General features: G+C 72.7%; 16 protein-coding genes. 6 read left to right on the top strand and 10 right to left on the bottom strand.

The features are described from left to right. Positions 1–19: 19 nt before the first annotated feature. The 4 genes from ACFYS8_RS16020 to ACFYS8_RS16005 form a co-directional block, all read right to left on the bottom strand. Positions 20–1,210, bottom strand: a complete 1,191-nt coding sequence (locus ACFYS8_RS16020; protein ID WP_387641257.1) for an acyl-CoA dehydrogenase family protein — start codon at positions 1,208–1,210, stop codon at positions 20–22. Between the two features lie 73 nt (positions 1,211–1,283). Then, positions 1,284–3,254, bottom strand: coding sequence for an acetyl/propionyl/methylcrotonyl-CoA carboxylase subunit alpha (locus tag ACFYS8_RS16015; protein WP_387641255.1), 1,971 nt, complete (start codon positions 3,252–3,254; stop codon positions 1,284–1,286). A 46-nt stretch (positions 3,255–3,300) separates the two neighbouring features. Further along, the gene (locus ACFYS8_RS16010; RefSeq protein WP_387641252.1) at positions 3,301–4,899 is read right to left on the bottom strand and encodes an acyl-CoA carboxylase subunit beta; all 1,599 of its coding nucleotides are present in this window, start codon (positions 4,897–4,899) and stop codon (positions 3,301–3,303) included. Beyond that, positions 4,896–6,548 carry an acyclic terpene utilization AtuA family protein gene (locus ACFYS8_RS16005; RefSeq protein WP_387642154.1) on the bottom strand — a complete coding sequence of 551 codons (1,653 nt, stop codon included), beginning with the start codon at positions 6,546–6,548 and terminating at the stop codon, positions 4,896–4,898. The genes ACFYS8_RS16010 and ACFYS8_RS16005 overlap by 4 nt, the downstream gene beginning before the upstream one ends. A 299-nt stretch (positions 6,549–6,847) precedes the next feature. On the opposite strand from ACFYS8_RS16005, the gene gcvH reads away from it, so the two are divergent. The 3 genes from gcvH to ACFYS8_RS15990 all read left to right on the top strand — a co-directional run bounded on the left by gcvH (position 6,848) and on the right by ACFYS8_RS15990 (position 9,017). Then, a complete protein-coding gene (gcvH, locus tag ACFYS8_RS16000) occupies positions 6,848–7,231 on the top strand; it encodes a glycine cleavage system protein GcvH (RefSeq protein WP_387641249.1) in 384 nt (127 codons plus the stop codon). Between the two features lie 155 nt (positions 7,232–7,386). Continuing rightward, positions 7,387–8,373, top strand: coding sequence for an endonuclease/exonuclease/phosphatase family protein (locus ACFYS8_RS15995; RefSeq protein WP_387641246.1), 987 nt, complete (start codon positions 7,387–7,389; stop codon positions 8,371–8,373). A gap of 116 nt (positions 8,374–8,489) precedes the next feature. Continuing rightward, entirely contained in the window at positions 8,490–9,017 is a 528-nt protein-coding gene (locus ACFYS8_RS15990; protein WP_387641244.1) for a SixA phosphatase family protein, read from the top strand. Positions 9,018–9,076: 59 nt separating this feature from the next. On the opposite strand, the gene ACFYS8_RS15985 is transcribed toward ACFYS8_RS15990, so the two are convergent. Next, a complete protein-coding gene (locus ACFYS8_RS15985; protein ID WP_387641241.1) occupies positions 9,077–9,511 on the bottom strand; it encodes a VOC family protein in 435 nt (144 codons plus the stop codon). A gap of 261 nt (positions 9,512–9,772) precedes the next feature. On the opposite strand from ACFYS8_RS15985, the gene ACFYS8_RS15980 reads away from it, so the two are divergent. Together ACFYS8_RS15980 and ACFYS8_RS15975 are read left to right on the top strand one after the other, a co-directional pair. After that, entirely contained in the window at positions 9,773–10,216 is a 444-nt protein-coding gene (locus ACFYS8_RS15980) for a hypothetical protein (RefSeq protein WP_387641238.1), read from the top strand. Between the two features lie 24 nt (positions 10,217–10,240). Next, positions 10,241–11,302 carry a hypothetical protein gene (locus ACFYS8_RS15975; RefSeq protein WP_387641235.1) on the top strand — a complete coding sequence of 354 codons (1,062 nt, stop codon included), beginning with the start codon at positions 10,241–10,243 and terminating at the stop codon, positions 11,300–11,302. Between the two features lie 23 nt (positions 11,303–11,325). Here the strand turns inward: ACFYS8_RS15975 and ACFYS8_RS15970 are convergent, their stop codons facing one another. The 5 genes from ACFYS8_RS15970 to ACFYS8_RS15950 form a co-directional block, all read right to left on the bottom strand. Beyond that, positions 11,326–11,520 carry a hypothetical protein gene (locus ACFYS8_RS15970; RefSeq protein WP_387641232.1) on the bottom strand — a complete coding sequence of 65 codons (195 nt, stop codon included), beginning with the start codon at positions 11,518–11,520 and terminating at the stop codon, positions 11,326–11,328. Positions 11,521–11,948: 428 nt separating this feature from the next. Further along, positions 11,949–12,896, bottom strand: a complete 948-nt coding sequence (locus tag ACFYS8_RS15965) for a phosphatase PAP2 family protein (protein ID WP_387641229.1) — start codon at positions 12,894–12,896, stop codon at positions 11,949–11,951. A 266-nt stretch (positions 12,897–13,162) separates the two neighbouring features. After that, entirely contained in the window at positions 13,163–13,786 is a 624-nt protein-coding gene (locus ACFYS8_RS15960) for an MBL fold metallo-hydrolase (protein WP_387641226.1), read from the bottom strand. Positions 13,787–13,878: 92 nt separating this feature from the next. Further along, complete coding sequence (locus ACFYS8_RS15955) at positions 13,879–15,444, bottom strand: AMP-binding protein (RefSeq protein ID WP_387641223.1); 1,566 nt, start codon at positions 15,442–15,444, stop codon at positions 13,879–13,881. 94 nt (positions 15,445–15,538) lie between these two features. Further along, a complete protein-coding gene (locus tag ACFYS8_RS15950) occupies positions 15,539–15,946 on the bottom strand; it encodes a heavy metal-responsive transcriptional regulator (protein WP_387641221.1) in 408 nt (135 codons plus the stop codon). An 83-nt stretch (positions 15,947–16,029) separates the two neighbouring features. Here ACFYS8_RS15950 and ACFYS8_RS15945 point away from each other — a divergent pair, with 83 nt between their 5' ends. After that, the gene (locus ACFYS8_RS15945; protein WP_387641218.1) at positions 16,030–16,377 is read left to right on the top strand and encodes a hypothetical protein; all 348 of its coding nucleotides are present in this window, start codon (positions 16,030–16,032) and stop codon (positions 16,375–16,377) included. The last annotated feature ends 83 nt before the right edge of the window (positions 16,378–16,460 follow it).

The following is a 16,460-nucleotide window of genomic DNA, read 5'->3' as shown; positions in this document are numbered from 1 at the left end:
GACCGGATCTGCGGATGCGTCAGTAGGAGCGGGGCAGGCCCAGGGTGTGCTGGGCGACGTAGTTGAGGATCATTTCGCGGCTGACGGGGGCGACCCGGCCGACCCGGGTGGCGGTGATCAGGGCGGCGAGGCCGTACTCCTGGGTGAGGCCGTTGCCGCCGAGGGTCTGGACGGCCTGGTCGACGGCTCGGCAGGAGGCTTCGCCGGCCGCGTACTTGGCCATGTTGGCGGCCTCGCCGGCGGCCAGGTCGTCGCCCGCGTCGTAGAGGTGGGCGGCCTTCTGGGTCATCAGGCGGGCGAGTTCGACCTCGATGGCGCACTGGGCGAGCGGGTGCGCGATGCCCTGGTGGGCGCCGATCGGCTTGTCCCAGACGGTGCGGGTGCGGGCGTAGCCGACGGCGGTGTCGAGGGCGTACCGGGCGATGCCGAGGGTGAAGGCGGCGGTCATGATCCGCTCGGGGTTGAGTCCGGCGAACAGTTGCAGCAGCCCGGCGTCCTCGTCGCCGACCAGGGCGTCGGCGGGCAGCCGGACGTCGTCCAGGAAGACCTGGAACTGCCGTTCGGGGGCGGTGAGTTCCATCGGTATGGGGCGGTACTCGAAGCCGGGGGTGTCGCGCGGGACGACGAACAGGGCGGGCTTGAGCTTGCCGGTGCGAGCGTCCTCGGTGCGGCCGACGAACAGGACGGCGTCGGCCTGGTCGATGCCGGAGATGAACACCTTGCGGCCGCTGAGCAGCCAGTCCTCGCCGTCGCGGCGGGCGACGGTGCCGATCCGGTGCGAGTTGGAGCCGGCGTCGGGTTCGGTGATGCCGAACGCCATCACCTTGCTGCCGTCGGCGAGGCCGGGCAGCCAGCGCTGCTTCTGCTCCTCGGTGCCGAACCGGGCGATCACGGTGCCGCAGATCGCGGGCGAGACGATCAGCATCAGCAGTGGGCAGCCGGCCGCGCCCAACTCCTCCAGCACGATGGCGAGTTCGCTGATTCCGGCGCCTCCGCCGCCGTATTCGGCGGGCAGGTTGACGCCGAGGTAGCCCAACTTGGCGGCCTCCGACCAGAGTTCCTCGACGGGCTGGTTGGCGCGGGCCTTGCGCTGGAAGTAGTCGCGCCCGTAGCGGCGGCCGAGCGCGGCGACGGCTTCGCGCAGAGCGCGGCGGTCCTCGGACTCGATCAGCGGGGAGGCGGGTAGCGAGGTGGTGCGCGGTGCAGACATCACGGGGTCCTTCCGGGCGGGGTCGCCGGGCGGCGCGGATCGCACAACCGGCTTTCTGTTAAGGGGAGTTGGTTCAGGATTCGGCGCGGACCACGGCGAGGACGGCGCCGGTCTCGACCTGTTGGCCGACGGTGACGGGGAGTTCGGCGAGCATGCCGTCGGCCGGGGCGGCGACCTGGTGTTCCATCTTCATCGCCTCCAGCCAGAGCAGCGGCTGGCCGGCGGTGACGGGCCGGCCCGCCTCGGCGGCGATCCGGACGACCGTGCCGGGCATCGGGGCGAGCAGTGTTCCGGGGGCCAACTGGGCTGCGGGGTCCGGGAATCGGTCGAGGACGGTCAGGGTGTGGTGTTCGGTCGGGCCGTCCACGAAGACCTGGTCGCCGTGTCGGGCGATCCGGTAGCGGCGGCGCAGCGGGCCGACCGCGAGGTCGACGGATTCGGCGGTGCTGCCGAGGAGTTGGACGTCGGGGTGGTCCTCGGCGAGCAAGCCGTCGCGGGTGAGGCGGTAGCGGACGTCGAGTTCGGTGCCGTCGCCGGTGCGGTAGCGCTTGAGTTGCGGCTGGGAGGGGAGGTTGCGCCAGCCGGACGGTCCGGTGCCGGGGTGGCGGGCGGCGTCGGCGAGGGCTGCGGCGAGGGCGGCCAGTGGCGCGGATTTGCCGTCCTGGCCGAGGAGTTGGTCGGCGTGCTCGGCGAGGAAGGCGGTGTGTACGGCGCCGTCCAGGAAGGCCGGGTGGCGCAGTGCGCGGACCAGCAGGTCGCGGTTGGTGGCCGGGCCGTGCAGGCGGGTGCGGGCGAGGGCGTCGGCGAGACGGCGGGCGGCGGCGCGGCGGGTGGGGGCCCAGGCGATCACCTTGGCGAGCATGGCGTCGTAGTGGACGGTGATCCGGTCGCCGCCGGTGCTCGTGCCGGCCGCGCTGCCGGTGCCGGTGCGTTCGCCTATTCCGGCGTCCAGGCGCAGGCCGGCGGGGGCCGGGAGGGTGTCGAACTCGACGTCCACGCCCGGGACTTCGAGCAGGTGCACGGTGCCGGTGGCGGGCTGCCAGTCGCGGGTGGGGTCCTCGGCGTACAGCCGGGCCTCGATCGCGCAGCCCTGGGTGGGCGGCGGGGCGGCGGGGAGCTTCTCGCCTTCGGCGACGGCGAGTTGGAGGGCGACCAGGTCGAGTCCGGTGACGGCTTCGGTGACGGGGTGCTCGACCTGGAGGCGGGTGTTCATCTCCAGGAAGGCGAGTCGTCCGTCGGGGGCGAGCAGGAACTCGGCGGTGCCGGCGCCGCGGTAGCCGATGGCGCGGGCGGCGGCGGTGGCGGCGGTGTGCAGGCGGGTGCGGAGTTCGGGGTCGAGGCCGGGGGCGGGGGCTTCCTCGATCACTTTCTGGTGCCGGCGCTGCAACGAGCAGTCGCGGTCGCCGACGGCCCAGACGGTGCCGTGCGCGTCGGCCAGCAGTTGGACCTCCAGGTGCCGGCCGGTGGGCAGGTAGGGCTCGCAGAACACCTCGTCGTCGCCGAACGCGGCCGCCGCCTCGGCCCGGGCGGCGGCCAGCGCGGCGGGCAGTTCGGCAAGGGTGCGCACCACCCGCATGCCGCGTCCGCCGCCGCCGGCCGCGGCCTTGACCAGCAGCGGCAGGTCGGCCTCGGCGGGCTCGGGCCCGACGCTCAGCACGGGGACGCCGGCGGCGGCCATCAGCCGTTTGGCGGCGGTCTTGGAGCCCATGGCGGCGATCGCGGAGGGCGGCGGGCCGACCCAGACCAGTCCGGCGTCCTGGACGGCCCGGGCGAAGCCCGCGTTCTCGGAGAGGAAGCCGTAGCCGGGGTGGACGGCGTCGGCGCCCGCGTCCAGTGCGGCGCGGATCAGCAGGTCGGCGCGCAGGTAGGTGTCGGCGGGCGCGGCGCCGGGCAGCCGGACGGCGGTGTCGGCCTCCCGGACGTGCCGGGCGTCGGTGTCCGGGTCGGCGTACACGGCGACGGTGGCGATGCCGAGGGTGCGGCAGGTGCGGAAGATCCGGCGCGCGATCTCACCGCGGTTGGCCACCAGCACAGAGCTGATCATCCGTCAGTTCGCTTTCTCGGTAGGGAAGTTGACCTTACTGATGGCGCTACATCCGGAACACGCCGTAGCCGCGGGCGCCTTCGACCGGTCCGCTGTGGATCGCGGAGAGGCAGAGGCCGAGCACCGTCCGGGTGTCGCGCGGGTCGATCACCCCGTCGTCGTAGAGCCGGCCGGACAGGAAGGCGGGCAGCGACTCGGCCTCGATCTGCTGCTCGACCATGGCACGGATGGTGGCGTCGGCGTCCTCGTCGTAGGGCTGGCCCTTGGCGGCGGCGGACTGGCGGGCCACGATCGAGAGCACACCGGCGAGTTGCTGCGGTCCCATCACGGCGGACTTGGCGCTGGGCCAGGCGAACAGGAAGCGCGGGTCGTAGGCGCGGCCGCACATGCCGTAGTGCCCGGCGCCGTAGGAGGCGCCCATCAGGACCGAGATGTGCGGGACGGTGCTGTTCGACACCGCGTTGATCATCATCGCGCCGTGTTTGATGATGCCGCCCTGCTCGTAGTCGCGGCCGACCATGTAGCCGGTGGTGTTGTGCAGGAACAGCAGTGGCCGGTCGCGCTGGTTGGCGAGCTGGATGAACTGGGCCGCCTTCTGCGACTCCTGGCTGAACAGCACGCCCTGCGCGTTCGCCAGGATGCCGACCGGGTACCCGTGGACGGTGGCCCAGCCGGTGGCCAGGCTGCTGCCGTAGAGCGGCTTGAACTCGTCGAAGTCGGAGCCGTCGGCGATCCGGGCGATCACCTCGCGCGGGTCGAACGGCGCCTTCAGGTCGCCGGGGACGATGCCCAGCAGCTCGTCCTCGTCGTACTTCGGCGGCTCGTACCAACTTGTCGGCTGTGGGCCGGACTTGCGCCAGTGCAGCCGGTACACCACCCGGCGGGCGAGGCGCAGCGCGTCGGGTTCGTCGAGGGCGAGGTGGTCGGCCAGGCCGGAGGTGCGGGCGTGCATCTCGGCGCCGCCGAGGGATTCGTCGTCGGACTCCTCGCCGGTGGCCATCTTGACCAGTGGCGGTCCGCCGAGGAACACCTTGGCCCGCTCCTTGACCATGATGACGTGGTCGGACATGCCGGGCACGTACGCGCCGCCGGCCGTGGAGTTGCCGAACACCACGGCCACGGTGGGGATTCCGGCCGCGGAGAGCCGGGTGAGGTCGCGGAAGAGTGCGCCGCCCGGGATGAAGATCTCCTTCTGGCTGGGCAGGTCCGCGCCGCCGGACTCCACCAGGTTGACCAGCGGCAGCCGGTTGCGCAGCGCGATCTCGTTGGCCCGCAAGGCCTTGCGCAGTGTCCACGGGTTGGACGAACCGCCGCGCACGGTGGGGTCGTTGGCGGTGATCACGCACTCGGTGCCCTCGATCACGCCGATCCCGGTGACCAGCGACGCGCCGACCGGGTAGTCGCTGCCCCAGGCGGCCAGCGGCGACAGTTCGAGGAACGGCGAGTCCGGGTCGATCAGCAGCTCGATCCGCTCGCGGGCCAGCAGTTTGCCCCGACTGCGGTGCCGCTCCACGTACTTGGGCCCGCCGCCGGCCAGCGCCTTGGCGTGCTCGGCGTCCAGCGCGGTGAGCTTCTCCAGCATGGCGGCGCGGTTGGCGGTGTACGCGGGCCCGCTGGTGTCCAGCCGGGTGGGCAGTACGGTCACAGCAGTGCCTCCGGGATGTCGAGGTGCCGGGAGCGCAGCCACTCCCCCAGTGCTTTGGCCTGCGGGTCGAACCGGGCCTGGGCGGCGACGCCCTCGCCGAGCAGGCCGCGGATGGTGAAGTTGACGGCGCGGAGGTTCGGCAGCAGGTGCCGCTCGATGGTCAACTGTGCGGTCTCCGGCAGGAGTTCGCGGAGCCTGTCGATGGTCAGGGTGTGTGCGAGCCAGCGCCAGCCGGCCTCGCTGCGGGCCCACACGCCGAGGTTGGCGTCGCCGCCCTTGTCGCCGCTGCGAGCGCCCACGATCAGGCCGAGCGGGGCCCGGCGGGTCGGGCCCTGCTCGGGCTCCGGCGGCAACTTCGGTTCATCGGGAGCGAGTTGTCCCGATCCCACCCGCCCGGGCTGGACGGCGACGGTAGCGCCGCCGGGCAGGTGAGCCAGGTGATCGACCTCCTTCGCGTCCAACTCCCCTGCCTCGAAGACGCCGTAGGGCGCGGCCGGGGCGGGCGGGGCGGTCAGGTGGAAGCCCGGGTAGCCGGCCAGGCCGAGTTCGACGGCGGCGGCGGTCAGGGCGCGGCCGACCTTCGTCTCCTGCGGGTCGCGGGCGGTGAGCCGGAGCAGCGCGCTGGCCCGCTCCTCGGTGTCGGCGTCCGGGTGGTCGGTGCGGGCCAGCGTCCAGCGCAGTTCGGCCGGCGGGTCGGTCAGGGCCCGGGTCAACTGCCGCTGCACGAAGGCCGATTTGGCCTCGATGTCGAGCCCGGTGAGGACGAACTCCAGCTCGTTGCGATAGCCGCCGATCCGGTTCAGCCCGACCTTGAGGGTGGCCGGCGGGGCCTCGCCGCGCACCCCGTCGATCCGCACCCGGTCCGGCCCGTCCTGGGTGAGCGTCACGGTGTCCAGGCGGGCGGTGACGTCCGGGCCGAGGTAGCGCGGTCCGCCTGTCTCGTACAGGAGTTGGGCGGTGACGGTGCCGATGTTCACCACGCCGCCGGTGCCCGGGTGCTTGGTGATGACGCTGCTGCCGTCGACGTGCAGTTCGGCGAGCGGGAAGCCGGGGTGGTCGAGGCCCCCGTCGTCCCCGTGTTCGGCGAAGAACGCGTAGTTCCCGCCGGTGGCCTGCGCCCCGCACTCCAGTACGTGCCCGGCCACCACCGCACCTGCCAGCGCGTCCAGGTCTCCGGGCGTCCACCCGTAGTGCGCGATCCCCGGCCCGACCACCAGCGCGGCATCGGTCACCCGTCCCGTCACCACCACGTCCGCGCCGCCGCGCAGGCACTCGGCGATGCCGAACGCCCCCAGGTACGCGTTGGCGGCGAGCAGCGGGCGCCGCGGGTCCTCGCCCGTCCAGCCGAACTCAGGGGCTCGGGGCAGTAGTTCGTCGCCCGTCAGGTAGCCGATCCGGGCCTGCACGCCCTGCCGGTCGGCGAGTTCCCCGAGCGCTTCGGCCAGCCGCGCCGGATTGAGGCCGCCCGCGTTGACGACGATCCGCACCCCGCGGTCGATCGCCTCCGCGAGGCACTCCTCGGCCTGCCGCAGGAACGTCCGCGCATACCCCCGCTGCGGGTCGCGCAGCCGGTCGCGGGCCAGGATCAGCATCGTCAACTCGGCCAGGTAGTCGCCCGTCAGCACGTCCAGCGGGCCGCCGGTCAGCATCTCCCGGAACGCGGCGAACCTGTCCCCGTAGAACCCCGAAGCATTGCCGATCCGCAGCACGAAGCCTCCCAACTCCCGGCCGTCCGACCACCGTTCGCGTTCCGGTCGCGACCGAGCGTGGCACTGGCCCGCCGACAAATCAAGCACGCGTGCTTGTTTTTCTGCCAGTAGTGGCCCGCCCGCCCGCCTGTCAACCAAAACTGACGTTTCGTCGGTTTTGCGAAGGAAATCCACCGGCGAGGAGACGGCCTCGGGCATGCTGAGCCTGCTGTGATCGACCACCTTCCGGAGGAGCGAGCATGTCGACCATCCCTGCTGATCTGCGGTTTGCCGAGTCCCACGAGTGGGCGCGCCTGGAGGCCGACGGCACCGTGCTGATCGGAATCAGCGACCACGCCCAGAAGGCGCTCGGCGACGTGGTGTTCGTGGAACTGCCGGAGGTGGGGAGGGCCCTCAAGGCCGGCAACCCGGCCGGAGTGGTCGAGTCGGTCAAGGCCGCATCGGACATCTACGCGCCGATCGGCGGCAAGGTGCTCGCCGTCAACGAGGAGTTGAACGAGAGCCCGGAACTCCTCAACGACGAGCCCTACGACGCCTGGATCTTCAAGCTCCAGCCGACCGACAAGTCCGACCTCAAGAACCTGCTGGACGCGGCCGGCTACAAGAAGGTCATCGGCGAATAGCCGTCCGGCCGGACCCGACGGTCCCGGCTGCGGCCCGCACACGGCCGGGGCCCGCGCACAGCTGTCCGGAACTGAGCTCCGCCCCCGGACGTCTTCTCCCGACAACGGCGACCGGTGATCATGAATGCCACCGGCGCCCCCATCGGAGGAGCATCGTGGCTGACGGCAGGTCGGAAACCGGTTCACCCGCGCGGAGACGGTGGTGGCGTCCGACGCTGACCACCCTGTGCGGCCTGCTGCTGCTCGGACCGGCCGCCCTCGCGGCGGTCCGGGTCCTGGGCCTGGACGACGGGACCGTCCTCGCCCTGCCGATGGCCGGGCTGCAGTACGCCGCTCTGCTCACGCTGCTGCTGACGGCGGCGCTGGCCGTGCTGCGCCGCCGCTGGCTCGCGGGCCTGGCGGCCGTCCTGGTCGGGCTGCAACTGTGGTGGCTGGTACCGCGGTTCGTCCCGGACGGGACGGAGGTGCCGGCCGGTGCGCCGCGACTGCGGGTGGCCACCAGCAACGCCTACATGGGCAACATCTCACCGACGGCGCTGGTCGACCTGGTCCGGTCGCAACGCCTGGACGCGCTGGCGGTCGAGGAGTTGAGCGGTTCGGCGGCGGACGCGCTGGACGCGGCGGGCATCCGCGAGCTGCTTCCGCACCGCGAGCTGCCGGACGGCACCGACACCGCGATCTACACCCGCCTGCCCGTGACGGCGGCCGCCGACCCGGCCTGGCCGACCACCAACGTGACGATCACCGTGGACGGCCGGCCGGTCCAACTCGTGGCGGTGCACACGTACTACCCCCTGGGCGACGCCCGCAAGTGGGCGGCCGGAATGCACGCGCTGCGGGACGCCGTGCCGGGCCGCAACCACAACGCGGTACTGCTGGGCGACTTCAACGCGACCCTCGACCACGCGCCGATGCGGAGCCTGCTGGCCACCGGACTGGCGGACACGCACGACGAGTTGGGGGCCGGGCTGTTCCCGACCTGGCCGGAGCACAATCTCGACCTCCCGTACCTGCCGCCGATGCTCCAGATCGACCACGTCCTGCACGGCCCGGCGCTGCTCCCGGTGTCGATCGAGGAACACACCCTGGCCCGGACGGACCACCGCGCGGTGGTGGCCGAACTCGCCGTACGCGACAGCTGAGCTCCGGAACGACGGATAGCGTGCGGGGGGAAAATGATCAAGCGATTCCGCCGGGCCGCACCACCGGCCGGCGGGCGAGGGAGGGCAACGTGAGCGCGGGTACCGGTCGGAGGCTTGTGCTGGTTCGGCATGCGCAGGCGGAGCGGGAGACGGCGGTCGATCAGGAGCGGCGTCTCGACGGGCCGGGGCGGGCGGAGGCGTTCGCGGCCGGCCGGTGGCTCGCGGGTCGCGGCGTCGCGCCGGATCTCGCGCGGGTGTCCGGCGCCCGGCGGACCAGGGAGACCTGGGAGTGCGTGGCCGCGGCGCTGTCGCGGCTGCCCGAGACGGTCCACGAGCAGGGGCTTTACGACCTCAGCGTGGAGATCCACCGGCGGGCGAACGGTCTCGGCGAGCTGGTGACGCTGCTGCAGGGGACGTCCGACGACGTGGGCGAGCTGGTCGTGGTCGGGCACAACCCGAGCCTGCCCGAGCTGATCGGGCTTCTCGTCGGAACGGTTCTCGCCGGAACGGCTGGCGGCGCACTCGCGCAGCTGGTGGAGGACTCCGGGTTCCCGACCGCCTCGGTGGCTGTCCTGGAGTTCGACGGTTCCTGGCAGGACCTCGGTCCCGGCACCGCACGGGTCACCGGCTTCTGGATGCCGTAACAGGACGACGCCCGGTCCGGCTGGGGAGCTGGACCGGGCGCCTGCTGACGAGCGGACCGTCAGTCGAGGCAGAACTCGTTGCCCTCGACGTCCTGCATGTTCTGGCAGGACTCGTTGACCCCGTCGGCGATCAGGAGCTGCCCGCGGGTCGCACCGAGGGCTTCGAGGCGGGCGCATTCGGCTTCGAGAGCGGCGAGGCGCTCCGCGCCGACCAGGCCGGTGCCGATCCGGACGTCGAGGTGGACGCGGTTCTTGACGACCTTGCCCTCGGGGACGCGCTGGAAGTACATCCGCGGGCCGACACCCTCCGGGTCGCTGGCCACGAACCAGGATCCGCGCGTCTCGGCCGGCTGCGCCTCCTGGTACGCGTCCCAGCTGTCGAAGCCCTCCGGCACGGCCGGGGGAACGTAACCGAGCGCCTCGCACCAGAAGCGGCCGACGCGCTCCGGCTCGGCGCAGTCGAAGGTGACCTGGAACTTCTTGACCGTTGGCATCGCGCCACCGTAGCAGCAGCCGATCTTGCCCTCGACCGAATTAAGCGGCGGCGCCGGACAGTTGACGCCGGCGGGCGCCAGCCGCGGGTGGCCTCGAAGGTCCACACCTCGTCGCCGGCGGTCGGCGCGCTGCCCGCCCGGTAGCCGCCGTGCACGGTGATCCCGGTGAAGCCGGCCCGCTGCAGCATCGTGCGGAACTCCTCCAGGCCGAACCAGAGACGGAGCGGCGACATGTCGGTGCGTCGTGTGATGCTCCGGCATATGGGAACGCTGATCGGCTACTTCGCCGCCACTGACGATGACGACGCCCTGGGGGCGATCGTCCGGGACGACGACGAGCCCTTCGGGGCGGGGTACGACGAGGTGGTGGTGAAGGGCATCGATCCGGTCGTGATGCTCGAGCCCGCCGAGGAGTTGGTGACGGGCCGCTCGCCCGCCGAACTCTGGGCGGACCCGCGGCGCGCGGCGCTGGTCGGCATGATCGAGGACGGCGAGGTGGTGGTGCTGACACTGTCGGACGCGTTCCGGGACGCGCTGGCGCGGCACGAGGACGCCGCGCTGCGCGAGGTCGCCGAGCGGTGGGCGGTGGCCGAGGGCGTCCACTACGAGCCGGCCGACCTCGCTGACTTTCTGCGGGAGTTGGCCGGGCTCGCGTCGCGGGCGGTGGCCGGCGGTGCGCGGCTGTACTGCTGGGCCTGCCCCTGAGGGCGGACGGTAGGGTCGGGCGGCATGGCGGTCGATGCGGTGTTGCGTGGTGCGGTGGCCCTGCCGGGCGGGCGGGAGTTGGTGCTCGGGTTCGGGTGGGAGGGGCGCCCGGGTGCGCGCCGCGCGGCGCTGCGGGACGGGGCGCGGCTGGCGGTGTTCGAGCTGGACGCGGTGTTCGGCGGGCGGCCGGAGCCGTCCGCCGCCTTTCCGCTGCCGTGGCCGGGCTGGTCGGGCGGGGTGCATTCGGTGAGCCCGGACGGCGCGTTCGCCGCGTTCTCGGGGCAGCGCGCCGTCCGGGCCGTGAACCGTGACGGCTCGACCCGGTGGGAGTACCGGCATGCCTGCTGGGGGCCGGAGGTGGGGCATCCGCACAGCGGGGACGAGCAGCAGGTGTGCGAGGGTTCCGAGCACGGTTCCTGCCGGGTCTCGGACGACGGCCTGCTGGTGTGGGCGCACGTTCCGGTGTCGGGCCCGGGCGAGGACGACTACGCGGAGGCGTGGGTGGTGCTGGACGCCGAGGACGGCCGGGAGCTGGCCCGCCTGCCGCTGGAGTCCGTCGCGGAGGGCTCGCACCAGCAGTCGCACCCGGACACCGGCCACGTGGGCCTGTGCGTCGGCATGGGGCAGGACGGCATCGGCCTGTACTGGGCGCGCTGGGACGGCGAACGGCTGCGCGACGTCCGCGTGGAGGAGGTCGGCGAGCGCATCCTGACCGACGTCCACCCCGAGCGTCCCGCCTACCTGACCGTGCAGCACGACGGCTGGGACGTCCAGCTGCACGACCTGGACGGCACACTGCTCGCCGAGGGCACACCCCCGCCGTCCACCGACCCGGACAGCCCGGCCGGCTGGGACTGGCAGTGCGGCTTCGTCGACCCGCGCACCGTCCTCGCCTCCACCCTGGACTACGACGACGACGGCGCCCACTGGCTGCTTGACGCCACCACCCTCACCCTCCGCAACCGACTCAGCTACCCGCCCGGCCACACCCCGGGCTACGCCCGCCCCCTCGGCGACGGCACCTGGCTGACCTTCGAACCACGCTCCGGCCTCGTCCACCGCTGGTCGCTCGCGCCCACCGGCTGATCCACGAGCCGCGCCGGGACCGGTCAGAGGAGCCAGAGGCCGAAGCCGGTGACCAGGATGCCGGTGGCGATCAGGAGCGGGCCGAGGAGGTGGTCGCGCGGGCGGTCGGTGCCGGGGCGGATCCGGATGGTGGAGGCCAGGCCGATGCCGAAGAGCAGGACGCCGAGCGGGGTCAGGACCACCCAGAGCAGGGGCGCGACAGCGTAACCGGAGATCATCGGGCCGTCTGCTGGGTGGCGGCCGGTCGGGGGCGCCCGCCGGGCGCAGATGGGGCGTGGGGTGCGGCCATGGTGGGTCCTCCTGCGGTGTTCCGCACGACGCTACCTCCGTCCGTAACAAGACTCCGCCACGGATTGGCAAAGCCTTCACCGCGACCGTCGGGCGGTCGGGCGGGTTCCGGTTTTTGACGGTGCGTCAGCTCGTGCACGCGGTCCAACCGGCGGCGACGGGCGTCGTTCGATTCCCAGCGAACGCCCAGGAAACTCCCGGCCCGCTCGTAGGGGGGTTCCGCGAGGGTTGCGCGGGTGGTGAGGAGAACGCGACGAGTGCGCGGCGGCTCTGCGGAGGTCGTGCGCAAAAAGCCCCCGGGCCCGGTCCGGCACCACTTTGCCGAAACCGGGGCCGGGGGCCCGGGGGAAATCGAGGATCAGCCGACCGGGACGGTGGTCGGCGTCGCGTTGACGGCGACGGCCTCCTGCTTCGCGGCGCGGGCCGCGGCCCGGCGGGCGACGAAACGGTTCACCAGGGCGACTGCCACCCAGGCGTAGGCCCAGCCGACCAGCACGTCGATGATGAAGTGCTCGCCGCCGTAGACCAGCGTGAAGCCCATGGCCAGGGGGTACGCGGCGAGCAGCACCCGCAGGGTGCGGCCGGCCCGGGGCCAGAACACCAGGGCGATCATCATCGGGTACGCGGAGTGCAGCGAGGGCATCGCGGCGACGTCGTTGGCGAAGCGGCTGCCGTTCTCGAAGATGGTGCCGGCCCGGTGCAGGCCGCTGTTCTCCAGGACGGCGTTGACTATCCGGTCGACGGCCGGCATGTGGTTCTCGATCCCGGCCAGCCACGGCGGCACTGCCGGGTACAGCACGTAGGTGAGGAAGCCGGCGAAGGTGATGGACAGGTAGCAGGCGAGGAAGTGCCGGAACCGGGCGTGGTCGCGCTTCCAGAGGACGGCGAGTATCACGAACACCGCGAAGAAGTGCGACATGTACACGCCGACTATCGCATAGTCGTACCACTGCGGCCGGCCTGGGTGGTAGAGCAGGTGCTGAAGGCGCACCGTCCACGTCTCGCCGAAGCCGAGGACCTTGTCGAAGGCGAGCTGGGGAGCGTAGTGCGGCTGCCAGGGCGTGTGCGCGCCGTAGCCCCTGAGCAGCGAGTACGCCCAGACCACGGCCATCACCGGCACCCAGTCGCGCAGCACGTACAGCCAGCCCTTGCGGCCGCCGCTGTGCACGGACGCGGCGACCAGCGCGCCGATCAGCCAGAGGAAGACCACGTCGTTGGCGTACGGCAGTCCGTAGACCGCGAGGTACCACCAGAAGGTGAGGGCGAACAGGGGCCAGGCAACGTGCCGGGGGCGGAGTCTGGTCACCAGATTGACCATCAGCGAGCGTGACCGGGCTGCCAAGTGGGACGAGTCGATCATGCGTCACGAAGCTAGCAAGACCGTCTTTGAGAAACCTCGAGCCGCGCGACCGGGCTCCCAGTGAATTCCCAGACGGCACACGGACGGGCCACGAGGGTGAGCCGCCTCCCCCGACGCCCCGCCGGCCCGCCCCGACGCCCCTCCGGCCCACCCCGGGGCCCGGCCGGCCCGGCGCTGCCGGGTGGCCAGGCGGGGAGGGAAAGCGCCCGGTCTCAGCCGAGCCGGACGGACTCACCGACGGCGATGCGGGTGTAGCGGGCGTCCGCCTCGCCGTCGAGCCAGCCGTCGAAGTTCTCCCTGCCGGCCTCGCTGTGGTAGGCGTCGTGGATCGGGACGACCTGCCCTGGGCGGACGGCGCGCACCATCTCGATCGCCCCGCGCATCGTCAGCCACGGCCCGGTGGTGGGCAGCAGCAGGGCGTGCACCTCCTGGTCGGGGACGTGCAGCGAGTCGCCCGGGTGGTAGACGCCCTCGACCAGGTAGCCGAGGTTCGGGCAGTCCGGGTAATTGTCGATCACCTGGGCGTGCCGCCCGCCGACGGCGCGCACCGCGAAGCCGCCGGCCTCGAAGCGCTCCCCCACCGCCAACGCCCGGACGCCGTCGCCCAGTTCGGCCGCGACGTCCTCGGGGGCGAACACCTCGAGTGCCGGGTCGGCCTTGCGGGCCGCCGCCAGCAGCTCGCGGTCCACGTGGTCGTGGTGACCGTGGGTGATCAGCACGGCGCGGACTCCCGCGAAGGCTTCCGGCGCCGTCCAGCACCCCGGGTCGATCAATACGGACTTCTTCTCGTCGTCCTCGATCCGGACGCACGCGTGGGCATACTTCGTCAGCAGCATCGGGTCAACGTACCGGCCCCCTCCGGAGAGCCGCCTCCCTTTTTCCCCAAGCCCCCTGACGCCTCGTCAGCGCCGGGGGGCTCCGGGAATCGTCAGCGCGTCGCGGCCGCGCGCAGGCGCTTCTTGTCCGGCTTGCCGACGGGCGTCAGCGGGATCTCGTCGACCAGGTGGAGCACCTCGGGGGCGTAGATCCGCCCCTTGCGGGCGGTGACGAAGGCGCGGAGTTCGTCCAGGTGCGGCTGCCGGCCGGGGGCGGGGACGACGGCGACGTGGACGTGCTCGGTCTCCTGCTCGTCGCGGACGCCGAAGACCGCGCAGCGGGCGACCGCCGGGTGGGTGAGCAGGAGGTCCTCGACCTCGGAGGGGTAGACGTGCCCGCCGACCACGATGATCAGGTCCTTGACCCGGTCGGAGAGGTGGAGGAAGCCGTCCTCGTCGAGGTAGCCGACGTCGCCGGTGTTCAGCCAGCCGTCCCGGAGCACCTCGGCGGTGAGGTCGGGCCGCTTCCAGTACCCGGCCATCAGGGTGTCGGAGTGCACGTGGATCTCGCCCTGCTCGCCGGCCGGCAGGTCGGCGCCGTCGAGTCCGCGGATCGCCACCTCGACGCCCGGCAGGGGGCGGCCGACCGGGACGGGTTCGCCGTTGGTGATCCGGTCGTGGTCCTCGGGGGCGAGCACGGTGATCAGCTGGGCCTCCGACATCCCGTAGCCGCCGACCAGGACCGGCCCGAAGACCTTGAGCGCCTCGCGGAGCCGGGTCGGCGAGGCCGCGCTGCCGCCGTAGATGATCTGCCGGAGGCTGGACAGGTCGGTGCGGCCGATCGCCGGGTGGTCGAGCAGCTGGTGGAGCAGCGCGGGCAGCACCCAGAACTCGGTGATGCGTTCGCGTTCGACGGCCCGCAGGACGGCGCCGGGGTCGAAGGAGCGCAGCAGGACCACGGTGCCGCCGCGGTACAGGGTCATGTCGGCGAGGACGCCGGAGAGGTGGGCGAGCGGGGTGGCGGCGAGCAGGCGGGGCGCGCCTTCGGCGGGGTCGCTGCCGACCGGGGCGTCGAAGATGCTGCGGTAGGGCCCGTGCAGGCTGAGGATGCCCTTCGGGATGCCGGTGGTGCCGCCGGTGTGGCGGATGTTGAGGTCGTCCTCGGGGCCGATCCGGACGTCCGGCGGTTCGGCGGGGCGGTGGGCGGAGGCGGCGATCACGTCCTCCGCGACGACGCTGCCCGGGCCGAGGGCGAGGATGGTCGGGACGTCGATCAGCGGGATCAACTCGGGTGCGTCGGCGTACCGTTCGGCGTCGATCAGCAGCACGCCGGTGTCCACGCTGGTGGTGATCTCGGCCAGGATCGGGGCGCTCATGCCGTCGTACAGGTTCACCACCCGGGCACCGGCGAGGCCCGCCGCGAACCGGGCGCTCAGCGCCTCGGGGGTGTTGCCGGTCAGCAGGGTGACGGTGGTGCCGCGGGTGACGCCGCGGGCGATCAGTTCGTGGGCGAGGCGGTAGGTGGCGGCGGCGAACTCGCCGGCGATGATCTCGGTGCCGTCGGCGGCGACGACGGCCCGCCGGTGGGGGTCGGTGGCGAGGGACCGGAGGACTGTCGCGGGACCGCTGACGAACTCCGCGTCGGGCATGGCTACTTCTTCGTTGTGGTTGGCAACCATGGCCTCAGGCTAACCCCGCAGGGCCGCCGCACCGGGGAGGGATTGCGGGGAATTGGCGCGAACTGTCCGCCACCGGCGCATTTCTGACGGTGCGTCAGGTCAACGTTCCGGGGCTGACGATGGTGCAGATACCGTCCGTGCCGCACGCGGCGGGATCGGTGCTCGCGGCGCGCGCGGCGAGGCCGCGCAGCGCCTCCCGGGTGGCGGCGAGGTCGGCCATCCGCCGCTCGATGTCGGCGAGGTGCTCGTGGAGGAGATCGGTGACGTGGGCGCACGGCGCGTGGCCGTCGTCGCGCAGCTCGAGCACCGAGCGGATCTCGGCGAGCGTGAGGCCCGCCCGCCGCGCGTCGCGGACGAAGGCGAGCCGGGTCACCGCGGTGTCCGGGTAGTCCCGGTAGCCGCCCGGGGTGCGCGGCGGCGCGGGCAGCAGGCCGCTGTCCTCGTAGAAGCGGATGGTCTTGGTCGTCAGCCCGGCCCGGGCGGCGAGGTCGCCGATGCGCATGCTCTCCACGCTAACGCTTGACCTTCCAGCGCGGTGGAAGGTTTAGCCTCGGACGACGACCCGGAGGAGTGGAGGACTCGCCCATGCGCATCACGGTGCTGACGGTGGCGGACTGCCCGAACGCGCGCCCCGCGCTGGACTTGGTGACCGGCGCGCTGGCCGGACGGGAGGCCGAGGTGAGCCTGGTCGAGGTGGCAGACGAGGCCGAGGCCGCCCGGCTGGGCATGTACGGCTCGCCGACCGTCCTGATCGACGGCGCCGACCCGTTCGCCCCGCCCGGCGCGGAGCCCAGCCTGTCCTGCCGCCTCTACTGGCACGCCGACGGCACGATGTCCGGCCTGCCGGACGCCGCCGCCCTCCGCCGGGCCCTCGCCGGGCAGGCCGCCCCGGCGCAGCACGGCGGGGCCGCGGACTGCTGCTCGACCGACTGACCGGCTCGGGCCTGGCCGGCCGGTCCTGTCGGATGATCCGGCGGCGCGCGCTCGACAAGATCGGCCGGGCAGGCCGCCCCGGC

Source organism: Kitasatospora sp. NPDC004615, assembly GCF_042873545.1.
Taxonomy (GTDB): domain Bacteria; phylum Actinomycetota; class Actinomycetes; order Streptomycetales; family Streptomycetaceae; genus Kitasatospora.
This window is presented reverse-complemented; position numbering and strand designations above follow the sequence as displayed.

Bases quoted from the DNA above. Each gene is read 5' to 3' on its own strand.
- ACFYS8_RS16020 (WP_387641257.1), bottom strand. From the start codon at position 1,210: ATGTCTGCACCGCGCACCACCTCGCTACCCGCCTCCCCGCTGATCGAG.
- ACFYS8_RS16015 (WP_387641255.1), bottom strand. From the start codon at position 3,254: ATGATCAGCTCTGTGCTGGTGGCCAACCGCGGTGAGATCGCGCGCCGG.
- ACFYS8_RS16005 (WP_387642154.1), bottom strand. From the start codon at position 6,548: ATGCTGACCGGCGGCCCGCTGGACGTGCTGACGGGCGACTACCTGGCC.
- gcvH (WP_387641249.1), top strand. From the start codon at position 6,848: ATGTCGACCATCCCTGCTGATCTGCGGTTTGCCGAGTCCCACGAGTGG.
- ACFYS8_RS15985 (WP_387641241.1), bottom strand. From the start codon at position 9,511: ATGCCAACGGTCAAGAAGTTCCAGGTCACCTTCGACTGCGCCGAGCCG.
- ACFYS8_RS15980 (WP_387641238.1), top strand. From the start codon at position 9,773: ATGGGAACGCTGATCGGCTACTTCGCCGCCACTGACGATGACGACGCC.
- ACFYS8_RS15975 (WP_387641235.1), top strand. From the start codon at position 10,241: ATGGCGGTCGATGCGGTGTTGCGTGGTGCGGTGGCCCTGCCGGGCGGG.
- ACFYS8_RS15970 (WP_387641232.1), bottom strand. From the start codon at position 11,520: ATGATCTCCGGTTACGCTGTCGCGCCCCTGCTCTGGGTGGTCCTGACC.
- ACFYS8_RS15960 (WP_387641226.1), bottom strand. From the start codon at position 13,786: ATGCTGCTGACGAAGTATGCCCACGCGTGCGTCCGGATCGAGGACGAC.
- ACFYS8_RS15955 (WP_387641223.1), bottom strand. From the start codon at position 15,444: ATGGTTGCCAACCACAACGAAGAAGTAGCCATGCCCGACGCGGAGTTC.
- ACFYS8_RS15950 (WP_387641221.1), bottom strand. From the start codon at position 15,946: ATGCGCATCGGCGACCTCGCCGCCCGGGCCGGGCTGACGACCAAGACC.
- ACFYS8_RS15945 (WP_387641218.1), top strand. From the start codon at position 16,030: ATGCGCATCACGGTGCTGACGGTGGCGGACTGCCCGAACGCGCGCCCC.